The 14,369-nt window shown below is 63.4% G+C and carries 11 protein-coding genes; all 11 read right to left on the bottom strand.

Translation table 11 applies throughout. The features are described 5' to 3' along the window. Positions 1-103: twin-arginine translocation signal domain-containing protein (locus PMI26_RS30630; RefSeq protein ID WP_007974354.1), on the bottom strand; the 103-nt coding region annotated here is incomplete at its 3' end. 99 nt (positions 104-202) lie between these two features. After that, positions 203-1,618: an aldehyde dehydrogenase family protein gene (locus PMI26_RS16115; RefSeq protein WP_007974353.1), complete on the bottom strand. Its 1,416-nt coding sequence runs from the start codon at positions 1,616-1,618 to the stop codon at positions 203-205. Continuing rightward, positions 1,611-2,801 carry a pyridoxal phosphate-dependent aminotransferase gene (locus PMI26_RS16120; protein ID WP_007974352.1) on the bottom strand — a complete coding sequence of 397 codons (1,191 nt, stop codon included), beginning with the start codon at positions 2,799-2,801 and terminating at the stop codon, positions 1,611-1,613. Before PMI26_RS16120 ends, PMI26_RS16115 begins: the two co-directional genes overlap by 8 nt. A 24-nt stretch (positions 2,802-2,825) precedes the next feature. Beyond that, complete coding sequence (locus PMI26_RS16125; protein ID WP_007974351.1) at positions 2,826-4,433, bottom strand: 5-guanidino-2-oxopentanoate decarboxylase; 1,608 nt, start codon at positions 4,431-4,433, stop codon at positions 2,826-2,828. A gap of 10 nt (positions 4,434-4,443) precedes the next feature. After that, positions 4,444-6,543: an acetate--CoA ligase family protein gene (locus PMI26_RS16130; RefSeq protein ID WP_007974350.1), complete on the bottom strand. Its 2,100-nt coding sequence runs from the start codon at positions 6,541-6,543 to the stop codon at positions 4,444-4,446. An 18-nt stretch (positions 6,544-6,561) separates the two neighbouring features. Further along, positions 6,562-7,722, bottom strand: a complete 1,161-nt coding sequence (locus PMI26_RS16135) for an acyl-CoA dehydrogenase family protein (RefSeq protein ID WP_007974349.1) — start codon at positions 7,720-7,722, stop codon at positions 6,562-6,564. Between the two features lie 86 nt (positions 7,723-7,808). After that, on the bottom strand, positions 7,809-8,600 hold the full coding sequence (locus PMI26_RS16140; RefSeq protein WP_007974348.1) for an enoyl-CoA hydratase/isomerase family protein: 792 nt from the start codon (positions 8,598-8,600) through the stop codon (positions 7,809-7,811). A 353-nt stretch (positions 8,601-8,953) separates the two neighbouring features. Then, complete coding sequence (locus PMI26_RS16145; protein ID WP_007974347.1) at positions 8,954-10,378, bottom strand: amino acid permease; 1,425 nt, start codon at positions 10,376-10,378, stop codon at positions 8,954-8,956. 208 nt (positions 10,379-10,586) lie between these two features. After that, a complete protein-coding gene (locus PMI26_RS16150) occupies positions 10,587-12,842 on the bottom strand; it encodes a hybrid sensor histidine kinase/response regulator (protein ID WP_007974346.1) in 2,256 nt (751 codons plus the stop codon). Then, positions 12,839-13,612, bottom strand: coding sequence for a substrate-binding periplasmic protein (locus tag PMI26_RS16155; protein ID WP_007974345.1), 774 nt, complete (start codon positions 13,610-13,612; stop codon positions 12,839-12,841). Before PMI26_RS16155 ends, PMI26_RS16150 begins: the two co-directional genes overlap by 4 nt. 5 nt (positions 13,613-13,617) lie before the next feature. Further along, on the bottom strand, positions 13,618-14,334 hold the full coding sequence (locus tag PMI26_RS16160; RefSeq protein WP_007974343.1) for a response regulator: 717 nt from the start codon (positions 14,332-14,334) through the stop codon (positions 13,618-13,620). Positions 14,335-14,369 lie beyond the last annotated feature (35 nt).

The following is a 14,369-nucleotide window of genomic DNA, read 5'->3' as shown; positions in this document are numbered from 1 at the left end:
CCCCGGCCACCGCCGCGGCTGCCGCGCTGTACTTCAGGAAGTCCCTGCGCGGGAAGCTCAATTCATGGTTCGCTTGAGTAATCTTGTTTTTGTTATCGCTCATTGCATTGCCCCTGATCAAAAAGCTAATGAATTACCGGTTCAAAACCACGCAAGACACCGGGCCAGGGCCCGGTGCATACAACATTTGAATCGCCAACCGTCACACCTGGATCGCCTTCACTTCGACGAACTCGTTGAGTCCCTCCTCACCCCACTCCCGGCCATTGCCCGATTGTTTGTAGCCACCGAACGGCGCCTGGTAATTGAACGCCGCGCCATTGAGGAAGCACTGGCCGGCACGCATCTGCCGGCCCAGGTGCAAGGCACGCTCGGCACTACCGGCCCAGACGCCGCTGGACAGTCCGAACGGCGAGTCATTGGCGATCTGCACCGCTTGCGCCTCGTCGCCGTAGGGAATCAGGCACAGCACCGGGCCAAAGATTTCTTCCTGGGCGATGCGCATGCGGTTGTCGACATCGGCGAACAGCGTCGGGCTGACATAGAAGCCGCGCTCGAAGGCTGACGGCGCATCACCGCCGCACAGCAGCCGTGCGCCCTCCTGTTGGCCGACCTTGATGTAATCGAGCACGGTGCGTTTTTGCCCCGCGGAACACATAGGTCCGAGGAAGCTTTGCGGATCCAGGGGATCGCCCATGCGCAGGCTCAGGGTCTCCTGCAGGGCGATTTCCACGGCTTCGGCATAGCGGCTGGCCGGCAGCAGCATGCGGGTCAGCGCGGTGCAGGTCTGGCCGGAGTTGATCATCAAGTCCTGCACGCCGTAGCGCACGGCCGCGTCCAGGTCCGCATCCTCGGCAATCAGCAGCGGCGACTTGCCGCCCAGTTCCAGGCATACGCGCTTGACTGAAGGCGCCGCCGCTTGCGCAACGCGAACGCCAGCGCCGGTGGAACCGGTAAACGACACCATGTCCACGTCGGGGTGTTTGGCCAGCGCTTCGCCGACTTTCGAGCCCGGCCCGCTGACCAGGTTGAACACCCCGGCCGGCAAGCCGATGTCTTCTATCATCTGCGCCAGCAGAAACGCGTGCAGCGGCGTTTCCTGGCTCGGCTTGACCACCACGGTGCAACCGGCGGCCAGGGCCGGCGCGAGTTTGCCGATCAACTGGTGCAGCGGGTAATTCCACGGGTTGATGAACGCGCAGACGCCGACCGCCTCGCGGATCACCAGCGAATTGCCGACTTCGCGCACCTCGTCCATGAGATGAGCCAGTTCGACGTACTGCTCAAGGCCAGCGATCGGCCCGTCGACCTGCACCGAGCGGCACCATTGCACCGGCATGCCCAACTCAGTGGTGATGACCGAGGCCATCTCGTCAGCGCGGGCACGCAATTGCCCGGCCAGGGCGCGAATGTAACCGGCGCGCACGCTGGACGGCGTACGCGACCATGAATCGAAGGCCCGGCGTGCAGCGGCCACAGCGTTTTCGACATCGAGTTCATCACCGAGCGGCACGCTGCCAGCCACTTCTTCCGTGGCTGGGTTGATCACCTGGGCGATGCCCTGCCCCGACGGTTTTTGCCAGCGGCCATCAATGTACAGTGCGTTGTGGTTAAGCATGAACCTGGCTCTCCATCAATTCCTGGGCACAACGGGCAATCCGCTGGCAGGCATCGCGCAAGGGTTCGGCGCCGACCACCAGACCGAGGCGAATGTGCCCCGCCGCGCTCGGCCCAAAGGCCTCGCCGGCCAATACCGACACACCGTGGCGATCCAGCAGACGGTCGGCAAACGCCTGGGCACTGAGCCCGGTCTGGCGGATATCGAGCATCACGAACATGCCGCCGTCAGGTTTCAACGCCCGCACGCCGGGGCAATCGGCCAGGCTGTCGCACACCAGGTCGCGACGCTGGCGATAGGCTTCGCGCATGGCCTCCAGTTCCGGCAGGTTGCTTTCCAGGGCCACCACGGCAGCGTCCTGAATGAAATCCGGCGAGCCGTAGAGCATGCACAGCGCAAGGTTTTCCAGGTGCGCAGCGAGGGACGGTGGCGCCACCACCCAGCCGACGCGCCAGCCGGTCATGGCGTGGGATTTCGACAGGCTGTTGAGGGTCGCGGTGCGCTCGGCCATGCCCGGCAGGCTCGCCGGGCTGACGTGCTCGCCTTCAAACAGCAGTTCGCTGTAGACCTCGTCGGAAATCAGCCACAGGTCGTGGGCGATGCACAACTCAGCCAGTGCGGCCCAGGTGCTGCGCGGCAGACTGGCGCCGGACGGGTTGTGCGGACTGTTCAGCGCCAGGGCCCGGGTGCGCGGCGTGATGCGTGCGGCGACATCTTCAGGCAACACGCGGAAGCCGTTTTCCGAACGCACCGGCACCGGCACCACCACGGCGCCGCAGGCACCGAACACGGCTTCGTAGGTGACGTACATCGGTTCGGCGACTATCACTTCGTCACCGGGATTGAGCACGCATTGGGCGACGCTGAACAGCGCACATTGCGCCCCGGCCAGGACGGTGACCTGATCGGCCGAAACGCTTTGACCGCTGCGTTGTTGATGACGCCTGGCAATGGCCTCACGCAGGGCACGCTTGCCGCGCACCTCGGCGTAATGAGTGTTGCCGCTCAGCAGGCTGTCGATGGCACCCTGCACGATGGGCTGTGGCGTGTCGAAATCCGGGTCGCCCACGGACAGCAGCAAAATGTCCTGGCCCTGCTCGCGCAGTGCCAGGGCGCGGTAGTGAATATCCCACGCGGCAGCGCCATCACCGGCGATACGTTGAGTCAGATCGGAAAAGCGCATGGCTTCGTCCCCTTCAAATACAGATCAGTGCGCGCAGGCATGCTTGAGTTCGATCAAGGTCACGCCGTTACGCTTGAAGCCGTGGCGCAAGTCGGTCTGCAACTCGGCCAGGCTTTGCGGCTGGTTCACCGTGCAACCGAATGCACGTGCGAGGGCTGCGAAATCCGGATTGCGCGGAAGTACGCCGATGGGTTCGATGTCCAGCCCGAGCATGTCATCGCGGATCTGCCCCAGGGCGTCGTTGTTCCACAGCAGCACCACCAGCGGGCTGTCCAGCTCTTCCACTGCCGTCGCCAGTTCCTGCGCGGTGTAGAGGAAACCACCGTCGCCAACCAGCACCAGACCGGGCCGTTGCGGTGCGCCGAACTTGGCGCCGATCCCCGCCGGCAGGCCATAACCCAAGGTGCCGTAGCCTGTCGGGTGCAGCCAGCTGCGGATGGCCAGGCTGTCAAAGGCGTAGTTACCCGTATACGCAAGCTGGGTCATGTCGGTGCTGATGAAAGCGTTTTCCGGCAGCTCTACAGCAATACGGTCGAGAATCGCCTGATGGATGGACTGCAACGGGCCATGACTGGCCTTGACCGCTTCGCGCAATGCGGCAACCGAGGCATTCGCAGTGCCGGCATCACGCACGTCAGATGGCAGGCGCTCAAGCAAATCGCTGAGGGTTTGTTGTGCATCGCCCTGCAAGGCCACTGCGCAGGGGTAGAAATCGTTGAATTTGCGCGGGTCGATATCGACGCGCAGCAGTTCACCCTTGAGCGGCAGGCGTTCGCGCCAGAAGTCGGTGTCGGCCATTTCGGTGCCAACCGCCAGCACCACGTCGGCCTCGGCGATCAAGTTCCAGCCCGGCTCCACACACAGGGAGGAACCGGCGTTGAGCGGTGCATCCGGTGGCAGCAGACCCTTGCCGGCGACGCTGGTGAACAGTGGCGCAGCGAGACGCGTGCTGAGTTCACTCAGTTCCTGCACGGCATTGAGTGCACCGCCACCGGCGATGATCATCGGGCGTTTGGCCGCGTTGAGTTTGGCCACGGCTTGATCCAGCGCAGTGGCGGATGCCGGACCACGGCCCGGGCGACGCACCACCTCGTTGCTCCAGTCACGGGCGATCGGCGCCGCCAACACGTCCAGCGGCACCGAGATGTGCACCGGGCGCGGCCGCTCGCTGTCGAACACCGCGTAGGCACGGGCGACCAGCTCCGGCAAATCTTCGGCGGTCAGCGCCACAGCCGAGAACGCCGTGATCGGCGCGGTCATCGCCCGTTGATCCTGGCACTCGTGCAGGCTGCCCCAACCCTTGCCGAGGCTGGCGCTGTGGTTGACGCTGGAAATCACCAGCATCGGAATCGAATCGGCATAGGCCTGGCCAATACCGGTGGCGGCGTTGGTCACGCCGGGGCCGGTGATGACGAAGCACACGCCGGGTTTGCCGCTGACCCGGGCATAACCGTCGGCCATGAAGCTGGCGCCCTGTTCATGACGGGTCAGCACGTGGCGAATGCCGCTGCCGGGCAAGCCGCGATACAGCTCCAGGGTGTGTACGCCGGGGATGCCGAACACGGTATCGACGCCGTAGTTGGCCAACAGGCGCACCAGGGCCTGGCCGCCGGTCAAGGTTTTGCTTTGCATGTTCATGTCCTCACTCGTGGCCGAGGCGAATCAACGCATCGACCGCAGTCGTGCCCTGGGCACCGACCAACAATGGGTTCACATCGAGTTCCAGCAGTTGCGCGGCGTTTTCGCAGGCGTAATCGGCCACAGCGCGGATCGCCGTCACCAGGGCGTCGAGGTCAGCAGGCTCGCGGCCACGGAAGCCTTGCAGCAACGGGGCGCTGCGCAGGCTGAGCAAGGCATTGCGGATCGCACCGTCGGTGGTCGGCAGCAACAGGCTGCGACTGTCCTTGAGCAACTCCACCAGAATGCCGCCGGCACCGATCACCAGCGCGAGGCCGAAATCGTTTTCGCGCTTGATGCCGACAATCAGCTCAGCCAGTGGCGGTCTGGCCATTGGCTCGAGCAACAGTTGATCGAAGGCTACGCCCGGGGCGTAGGCGGCAATGCTCGCGCGCATCTTCTCCAGCGCCGCACTCAACGCCGCGCCATCCTTGAGGTTCAGCGCCACGGCACCGGCCTCGGTCTTGTGCGGCAGCTGTGCGCTGACGGCTTTCAAGACCAGCGGATAACCCAGTGACTCGGCATCCTTCAGGGCCTGTTCCGGCGTGCTCAATACGCCGTTTGGCGTCGGCAGGCCGAAGGCTTTCAACGCCTGCTTGGAATCCCATTCATTGAGCAGACGCCCCTCGTCTTCCAGCGCGTGCGGGCACAGCGGTACCAGCGCCGATTCGCCCAGCGCCAGCAAGGCCTGGCGATTGCGCTGATAACCGGCGATGCGGCCCCACGCAGCCAGCCCGTCTTCAACGCCCTGCAACGCCGCGACGCCTTGCGCGTGCAGACGCTCACGGGCATGGGCCGGCAGCAATTCGGGGAAGGCCGAGGTGACGAAACCGGTCTTGCCGTGGCGCTGCAGTGCCGCGCAGTACAGCTCCAGCAGCAGGTCGCACTCCTTGCGCTCGCCGGTGAACTCCGACGGGTAGTCGAGCACCAGCATGGCCGCGTCGGCTTCGGTGCGCAGGGCGCTGTCGAGCATGCGGTTCAAGGCTTCGCCGTCGCCCCAGATCGCCGTGGTGAAATCCAGCGGGTTGACCAGGTTGGCGTAGGTCGGCAGCACGTGCGCGAGTTCGCCGACCTGCCCTTGATCGAGTTTCGGCAGGCCCAGGTCGTTGCGTTCGGCGTAGTCCGCAATCAGGCCGGCGTCACCGCCGGAACAGGCCAGCGCGATCAGGCTGTTACCCGCTGGCAGGTTGCCGCAGGCCGCGGCCTTGAGGGTTTCGACAAAACTCACCGGGCCGCTGACGCGGATCACCCCGAGACGGTCGAACAGCGCGTCGTACAGCGCATCGGAGCCGGACAGCGAGCTGGTGTGACTCAAGGCCAGTTCGGCGCCGATCTGCGACACGCCGGTTTTCAGGGCGATGATCGGAATGCCCTTCTCCAGCGCCTTGTGCGCGGCACGGGCAAAACCCGGCACGTTCTTCAGGCCTTCGAGGTGCAAGCCGATGGCGGTGACCCGCGGTTCGTCGAGCAACACGTCCATCAATTCAGCCACGCCCAGTTGCGCCTGATTGCCGACCGAAGCCATGTAGGCCACCGGCAGCGACCGGTCGCTCATGGACAGGTTGTAGGCGAAGTTGCCGCTCTGGGTGAGCACCGCCACGCCCTTCTCCACCGCTTTGCCGCCATGGGCCACCGGCCACAGCGCGGAGCTGTGCAGGTAGTCGAGCAGGCCGTAGCAGTTGGGGCCGAGCAAGGCCATGTCGCCAGCGGCCTCAAGCAATTGCTGTTGCAGGGCCTGGCCTTCGGCGCCGGTTTCGGCGAAACCCGAGGCGTAGCAGATCGCGCCGCCCGCGCCGATGGCGGCCAGTTCGGCCACGCAGGTCAGGGTGAGTTCGCGGTTGGTGGCGATGAATACCGCGTCCGGGCCGCAAGGCAGCTCGGCAACGCTGCGCACACACGGCACACCTTCAAGATTGTCGTGCTGCGGATTGACCAGCCACATCTGCCCTGGGTAGCCGCCCTCGGCACTGCGCTTGAGGGCGCGCGCCATGCTGCGGCCGCCGACGAACGCCACGTGTTGCGGCGCGAGCATGCGTTTGAGGTTGTCACGAATGGTTTGGGACATGGGAGTTCTCCGGGCCGGTCAGCGCAGCAGCGGCCGCAGCAGCTCGCGGGAAATGATGTGGCGCTGGATTTCCGAGGTGCCTTCCCAGATCCGTTCGATCCGTGCGTTACGCCAGATGCGCTCCACCGGACCTTCGTCCATCAGGCCCATGCCGCCGAAGATCTGCACCGCTTCGTCGGCGGTACGGCCGAGCACTTCACTGGCGAACAGCTTGGCCATGCCGGCCTCGCCATCGGTCATGGTGCCCTGGTCCATTTTCCACGCGGTGTGCAAGGTCAGCAGTTCGGCGGCGCGGATCTGCGTGGCCATGTCGGCCAACTTGAACGACACGCCCTGGTAAGTGCCGATCGGCTGACCGAATTGCTTGCGGTCCGCCGCCCATTGCAGCGAGACATCCAGTGCACGCTGGGCCTGACCGACGCAGTTGGCCGCGACCATCACGCGGCCGGCGGTCAGCCAGGCGTTGGCCACATCCCAACCCTTGCCGACTTCGCCCAGCACTTTGCTGGCCGGTACACGGCAGTCGTCGAAGAACATTTCGAAGGTGTGGTAGCCGCGGTTGCTCACGCACTTGGGACCACGGCGGATGGTCATGCCCGGGGTATTGCGATCGACCAGGAACGAGGTCACGGCGTTACGCTTTTTGCCGTTGTGTTCGTAGGTGTCGGTCACGGCGAAGACGATGGCGAAGTCGGCATGCCCGGCGTGACTGATGAAATGCTTGCTGCCATTGAGAATGAAGTCGTCGCCTTCACGCACGGCGCGGGTCTTGATCGCATTGGCATCGGAACCGGCGCCCGGTTCGGTCAGGGCGAAGCAGTCGATTTTCTCGCCCTGGATGCACGGCAACAGGTAGTCGTTGATCTGCTCGCCGGTGCAGGCCATGAGGATTTTCGACGGCCGCGCGACGAACACGTGCAGCGCCCAGGACACTTTGGACAGCTCACGTTCGATCAGCGCCTGGGACAGGTAGTCCAGGCCACCGCCGCCCACTTCTTCGGGCATGTTGAAGGCGTAGAAGCCGGCGGCGATCGCCTTGCCGCGAATCTGCGCCGCCAGTTCCGGGGACACCTCGTCGGCGCGGTCGACTTGCTCTTCATAGGGCAGCAGTTCCTTCTCGACGAAGCTGCGTACCGAGTCCACCAACATTTCTTGTTCTTGGGTCAGTTGGAAATTCATGGTGCTACCTGTTGTTCGTTCACAAAGAATGGTGTGCGAGGCTGAAGGCGATCGCTGGCAAGCCAGCTCCTACAGGTCGGCTGCGATTAGCGGCCGACAAAGTTCGCCGGACGTTTTTCCATGGCGGCGCGCAGGGCTTCGTTGCCGTCTTCACTGCGCCCGCACAACAGGCCCGCGGCGAGTTCGGCTTGCAGTTGTTCCGCCAGGCTGCGATCGGCGCCTTCGCGCATGAGTTTTTTGGTCTGGGCAAAGGCGAACGTCGGCCCGGTGGCCAGGCGTGCGGCCAGTTCGCTGGTGACCGTCAGCAACTGATCGTCGGCACAGACATCGCCGACCAGACCGGCGTCGAGGGCACGGTCAGCACCCCACAGTTCATCGAGGAACAGCAGGCGCTTGGCCTGTTCGCTGCCGATCAGGCGTGGCAGGTGCCAACTGGCGCCGGCATCCGGCGAGTACGCCATGCTGGTGTAGCCGGCCTTGAAGCGTGCCGACTGCCCGGCAATGCGCAGGTCGCAGCACAGGGTCAGGTCCATCCCGGCGCCGACGGCGGTGCCGTTGATGGCGGCGATGGTCGGTTTTTCCAGGCTGTGCAGGCGAGTCATCAAGGCGTGGGCGGTTTCGGTCCAGCCGTAGGTTTCCAGTGCGCCCCGGGCTTCGGCATCCGCCCACTCATCGAGGTCGGCGCCCGCGCAGAAGCTGCGGCCACTGCCCGTCAATACCACCACACGCACCGCTGGATCGGCGTTGAACCCGTCGAGCAAGGCGTGCAGGTTTTTCAGCGTCGGAACATCCAGTGCATTGCGCTGGGCAGTGCGATTGAGGGTGATCCAGGCAACGCCTGCTTCGACCTGGCTGAGCAGCGACGATTGAGTGGTCATGGGAATCCTCGAATTATTGTGATTGGTCTGAGGTGATGCGATTTGAGGCCATACTAAACGAGTGTTCAGTAAGGCGGCAATCGGTGGGGAAATGGGCTGTAACAAGCTCGAAAGATCAATTAGTCATTGATTTTATTAGATATTATTTATGTTTCGAGGGATGTGCCGTTGCCGCTGTTACAACTTCGAACAACTGCTGACAGCCGGTAGGTCATCGATTTACTGATCGCCACAAACCATTGTGGGAGCGAGCTTGCTCGCGATTGCGGTGGATCAGTCAACAGTGATGTTGAACCTGATGCCGCCATCGCGAGCAAGCTCGCTCCCACAGGGAATGTGTTGGATTGAAGGAATTAAACAGTCGGCAAGCTCGGTGCCAGCACGCCCTGACGCTTGCGATGAATCAGGAAGTACGCGCCATAGCACAGCGCAATGAAGCCAAAGCCCCAATACAGCGACGGACGCTGGGTTTCATCCAGGGCCAGGAACACGAACAGCGAGCAGCACAGCGTGATGCACATCAGCGGCAATACCGGGAACCAGGGTGCGCGGTATTTCAGGTCGCTGAGTTTGCCGCCGTCACGCAGGTACGCCTTGCGGAACTTGTACTGCGCCAGGGCGATGACGATCCAGGTCACGGTGCCGGACATGCCACTCACCGCCATCAGCACCATGAACAAGGTGTCGGCGGCGACGAAGCTGGTCATCAGCGACACCAGCGCGAAGCACAGGGTGATGCTCAGGGCTCGCAACGGCACGCCACGCTTGCTCAGTGGCGACAGGCTTTTCGGCGCCATGCCGGTTTTCGACATCGCCCACAGGATGCGCGTCGAGGCATACAGGCCGGAGTTGCCCACCGACAGGATCGCGGTGAGGATCACGAAGTTCATCAGGTCGGCGGCGTAGGGAATGCCAACCATGTCGAACACCTGCACGAACGGGCTTTCCATCAGCCCCGCCTGCTGCCACGGCACGATAGCCGACAGCACGATAATCGCCAGCACATAGAAAATCAGCACGCGGAACACCACGTTGCGCACGGCGCGGGGAATGCTCTTTTCCGGTTGGTCGGTTTCACCGGCGGCCACGCCCATGATCTCGCAACCCTGGAACGCGTAGACCACGGTCATCATCACCGCGAACACGGCGGACAGACCGTTAGGGAACAGCGAATCGCCGATCAGGTTGGTCGCCATCGGTGCCGGTGCGCCACTGCTCAGGGGCATCACGCCGAAGATCACCAGCACGCCGACCACGATGAAACCGAGAATGGCCGCGACCTTGATCCCCGAGAACCAGTATTCGGCTTCACCGAAAGCGCGGGTGGCCATGGCGTTGATGCCGAACAGCACCACCACGAACAGCGCCGACCAATACCAGATCGGCACCGTCGGGAACCAGCGGGTCATCAACATGCCGGCGGCGGTGAATTCCAGGCCGACGGTGGTGGCCCAGCTCATCCAGTACACCCAGCCGATCATGAACCCGGTGGCCGGGCCGATGTATTTGGTGGCGTGAGTCTGGAACGAACCGGACACCGGCATCTGCACCGACAGTTCGCCCAGGCAGACCATCACCAGGTACATCAGGAAACCCGCAACCAGGTAAGCCAGGATCGCCCCCACCGGGCCGCCCTGGTTGATGGTCACACCGGAACCCATGAACAGCCCGGTGCCGATGACGCCACCCAGGGACAGCATGAAGATGTGCCGGCTCTTGAGAGCGCGAGTCAGCTGTATGCCTTTTTGATGGGTGCTGCGATCAGAGTTTTCGTTCATCTCGGCACCTCAGCAGTCAGTGAGGAGCGCAGCGCATGACAGGACGTCACGGCGCAGGGAGGGATCAGCTTTACGGCAATTCATTATTATTATCTCCAATAAGCTTCGAAGACCGCGCTGCGGCGGTTGCGTCGATTATTGGAAAGCCATGTAAGTTCGCGTTGACCGCAAGGATCGAAGTTGTACAAAGTCGTAACAAATTTGTACGTCAGCTCTGCAACAGGCCTTTGAGGGTATCGAGCGAGTGCTGCAATTGCTCATCCAGCGCCGGGCTCATGCGCTGGATGTCCGATTCTTCGTTGGCCAACGCCAGGGTTTCCAGTGTCCTCAAGGTGCTGGCCAAGGCCCGAAAACCCAGGGAATCGCAGCTGCCGGCCAGACGGTGCGCCAGTTGCGCGACCTCGGTGCAGTCATCGGCGGCCATGGCTTCATGCAGCGCATCGCGGTGCTGAAGGATCGAGTCGCGCAGCACCGCCAGCAGGCCCTGGACCTTCTGCTCACCGAGCAAGGTGCGATGGGTCTGCAACAGCGGCCAGTCCATCGCTTCATCGCTCATCAGCGCCCCGGCGCTGTGAGTACGCCCTTCCAGCACCTGGCGCAGGTTTTCCAGCTTCAAGGGCTTGGCCAGGACGCCGTCCATGCCGGCCTCCAGATAACCGCGCACCAATGCCGGTTGCACGCTGGCGGTCAGGGCGAAGATGCGCGTATGACGGTTCGGCCCGTCGCTGTGGCGGATCTGCCGGCATAACTCGACACCGCTGATGCCCGGCAGATGCACGTCCAGCAACAGCAAATCGAAAACCTGCGTTGTGCAGTGTTGCAGCGCCAGCTCCGCGTCTTCGGCGAGCCACACCCGGTGGCCGTCGCGCTGCAGCAAACCCTTGGCCACTTCGCGGTTGAGCGCCACGTCTTCGACCACCAGGATATCCAGTGCCGGCCCCGCCGCCCGAACCGGCGGAGCCTCAGTCACGCCACTGGCCGGCTGCAAGGACAGCTCGAACCAGAAGCAACTGCCGCGCCCCTCTTCGCTGTCCACGCCGATGCAACCGCCCATCTGTTCCACCAGGTGTTTGCAGATCGCCAACCCCAAGCCGGTGCCACCAAAACGCTGTGCGACTTCTTCGCTGGCCTGGGTGAAACGCTCGAAAATCTTCGCCTGCATCGCCGGGGCAATGCCGATACCGTCGTCAGTGACACTGACCCGCAGCCGCTGCCCGGTCTGTTCGCCGGTTTCGCTGAGAAGCGCCACCTGGACACTGACTTCGCCACCTTCGGTGAACTTGATCGCGTTGGCCAGCAGGTTACTCAGCACTTGTCGCAGGAACTGCTCGGCGCCATGGTGATGGTCGGCGATCCGCTGATCGACCCGGCAACTGAGGATGGTGTCGTTGTTCAACGCTCGCGGTTCCAGCAGTGTCAGCACTTCGTCGAGCAACTGGCGCAGCGAGAAATCCACCGGCTCGGGATGGCTGACGCCCTCCTCCAGCTTGGCGAAATACAGCACTTCGTTGAGGATCGTCAGCAAGCCTTCGCCGGCCTTGTGCAAGGCATCCAGGCGCTTGCCGTCCCGGGCATCCAGGCGCGCGCCGCGCAACAGTTCGGCCATGCCGAGGATGCCGTTGAGGGGCGTGCGCAGTTCGTGGCTCATGGTCGCCAGAAACCGCGATTTGGCAAGGTTGGCCGCTTCCGCTTCATCCTTGGCGCGCATCAGGCTGGCGGTGCGGCGCTCGACCATTTTCAGCAGCTCGTCACGGTTGTCCTGCAAGGCCAGGCGATCGCTTTCCCGGCGCTCGATGTCGTGCAGGATCGCCCGGCGCATGTCGTCCAGGGCATGGGCCACGGTATCGATTTCGTCGCTGCCGCGGCGCTTGTCCAGTTGCAGAGGTTCCTGCCATTCACCGGCGGCGATGCGCCGGGCGAACTCGGCCATGACTTTCAGGTGTCGGGTCACCAGCCGATAAAACAAGCCCGACAACGCCACGGCCAGACCGCAGAGAAACACCGCCATCCACAACAGGCTGGTCAAACCGGTGGCGTAGAGACGCTGGTACACCGCGCCCAGATCCGTACTCACTTCCAGTTCGCCCAGTTGGCGCAACGGGCCGGACGGCGGCTGATAGTCCAGGGCAAAGCGCTCGATGCGCAGCGGTCCGACCGGCTCGGGATTGCCCTGTATCAGGTCGAAATCAGCACTGGTCAAATGCACCCGCGCAACGTCGGAGAAGTCCACCAGCCCGCGCAACTGCACGTTCAGCTGCTCCTGGTTCAAGTCCCAGAGGCTGCGTTCCAGGCTGGCCAGATACCCGGCGCGGATCAGTTCCATACGCGAATCGATGTCGCGCATTTCCCGTCGATACTCGATGTACAGTTGCACGCTGCTGGCCAGCACGGTGAAGCACAGGCTGAATAACAGAATGAACAGCAACAGGCGTCGCAACAGTCCACCGGGACGCGCTCGAATCATTGCGCATCCGCCGGCAGGTTGATCATGTCGCGGTAGGTCACTTCGCTTTCGTTGAGCCAGCGCTCGATGTCGCCGGCATCGACCATGCGCTGCAATTGCGCGTTGATCTCGGGCATGCGATTGGCCAAGGGCGAGCGCCGCGACACGGCAACCCGCAGATAGTCCACGCTCAAGGCCCTGGGCAAGGCAACGATGTCCTGGCCGCCGGGCAGGTTTTCCACGTACAACTGGCCGGTGCGCCGCTCCTGGGTGATGAAGTCGATGCGCCCGCGAATCAGCTTGCCGAAGTTCTGGTGGCTGTCGGACACCCATTCGATGTTGTTGTTGCGCGCGACCATGCGATCGAACTCCACCCCGTAGCTCTCACCGAACAACAGGCCGCCACGGTAATGGGCCAGGTCGTCCAGCTGTTCGAATTTCACCGGGTGTTGACGGTTGATGAACAGTGCCACTTCTTCACGCAGTACCGGCACCGTCGAGAACAGCATGCTCTGCTCCCGTTGCGCGGTGCTGTAGGCCAGCACGACATCGACCCGACCTTCGGCGGCGTCCAGCAGGCAGCGTTTCCAGTTGCCCAGCACGACCATCTCGACTTCGTACCCCAACTGACCGAACAGGTTTTTCACCACGCTCGGCGCCAGGCCGCGCACCTGCTTGCCATCGCTCCAGGAAATCGGCGGGTACACCGGGTAATCGCAATAGCGAACCTTGTCCGCCGCCACGACATGGCCGGCCACCAGCAGCGCCAGCAGGCAAAGCCATCGCGCCATCCGGTTCAGGCCGCCACGCCGGCGGTGAACAGGTAACCGGCGCCGTGAATGGTGATGATCAACTGCGGTTCGGCCGGATCGTCGTGCAACTTGCGACGCAGGCGCCCGACCAGCACGTCGATGGAGCGGTCGTTGGGCACCCATTCGCGGTTGCGGATCTGGTCCATCAATTGATCGCGGCTGAGGGTGTGGCCGCTGTTGCGCAGGAACACGCTGAGCAACTGGTATTCGCCGTGGGTCAGCAGGGTTTCGTTGCCCGATGGATCGATCAGGCGACGGCGGTCGGTGTCCAGCGCCCAATCGGCGAACTGCTTGACCGGTTTGGCCAGCGCAACGGCCGGCTGCGGTATGTGCGCATGACGTACCCGGCGGATCAGGTTTTTCGCCCGGGACACCAGTTCCCTTGGATTGAGGGGTTTGATCACATAGTCATCGGCACCGCATTCGAGGCCGACGATGCGGTCGATTTCGTCGTTGCGCCCAGTGATCAGGATGATCCCGACCTCCGAGCGCACCCGCAACTCGCGGGTCAGGGTCAGGCCGTCCTTGCCCGGCAGGCGGATGTCGAGCATCACCAGGTCGACGGTCTGGCTGGCCAGGAAGGTTTCCGCCAGTTCCGCCGTGGCGGCGCAATGGACGTCGTAGCCTTCCTGGGACAGGTAGGCGTGCAGCAGATCGCGAATCAGCGGATCGTCGTCGACGATCAGTACCCGAGGAGTCATCGCTTGGTGTCCGGCTCAGGCCCGAAGGCCAGTTT

The organism is Pseudomonas sp. GM33 (assembly GCF_000282295.1).
GTDB lineage: Bacteria > Pseudomonadota > Gammaproteobacteria > Pseudomonadales > Pseudomonadaceae > Aquipseudomonas > Aquipseudomonas laurylsulfatiphila.
Note: the sequence above shows the minus strand (reverse complement) of the source record. Positions and strands in the feature narration are given on the sequence as shown.

What these genes read in the sequence shown, in the direction of transcription:
- PMI26_RS16115 (WP_007974353.1), bottom strand. Translation starts at nt 1,618, where the DNA reads ATGCTTAACCACAACGCACTGTACATTGATGGCCGCTGGCAAAAACCG.
- PMI26_RS16130 (WP_007974350.1), bottom strand. Translation starts at nt 6,543, where the DNA reads ATGTCCCAAACCATTCGTGACAACCTCAAACGCATGCTCGCGCCGCAA.
- PMI26_RS16120 (WP_007974352.1), bottom strand. Translation starts at nt 2,801, where the DNA reads ATGCGCTTTTCCGATCTGACTCAACGTATCGCCGGTGATGGCGCTGCC.
- PMI26_RS16140 (WP_007974348.1), bottom strand. Translation starts at nt 8,600, where the DNA reads ATGACCACTCAATCGTCGCTGCTCAGCCAGGTCGAAGCAGGCGTTGCC.
- PMI26_RS16155 (WP_007974345.1), bottom strand. Translation starts at nt 13,612, where the DNA reads ATGGCGCGATGGCTTTGCCTGCTGGCGCTGCTGGTGGCCGGCCATGTC.
- PMI26_RS16125 (WP_007974351.1), bottom strand. Translation starts at nt 4,433, where the DNA reads ATGCAAAGCAAAACCTTGACCGGCGGCCAGGCCCTGGTGCGCCTGTTG.
- PMI26_RS16150 (WP_007974346.1), bottom strand. Translation starts at nt 12,842, where the DNA reads ATGATTCGAGCGCGTCCCGGTGGACTGTTGCGACGCCTGTTGCTGTTC.
- PMI26_RS16160 (WP_007974343.1), bottom strand. Translation starts at nt 14,334, where the DNA reads ATGACTCCTCGGGTACTGATCGTCGACGACGATCCGCTGATTCGCGAT.
- PMI26_RS16135 (WP_007974349.1), bottom strand. Translation starts at nt 7,722, where the DNA reads ATGAATTTCCAACTGACCCAAGAACAAGAAATGTTGGTGGACTCGGTA.
- PMI26_RS16145 (WP_007974347.1), bottom strand. Translation starts at nt 10,378, where the DNA reads ATGAACGAAAACTCTGATCGCAGCACCCATCAAAAAGGCATACAGCTG.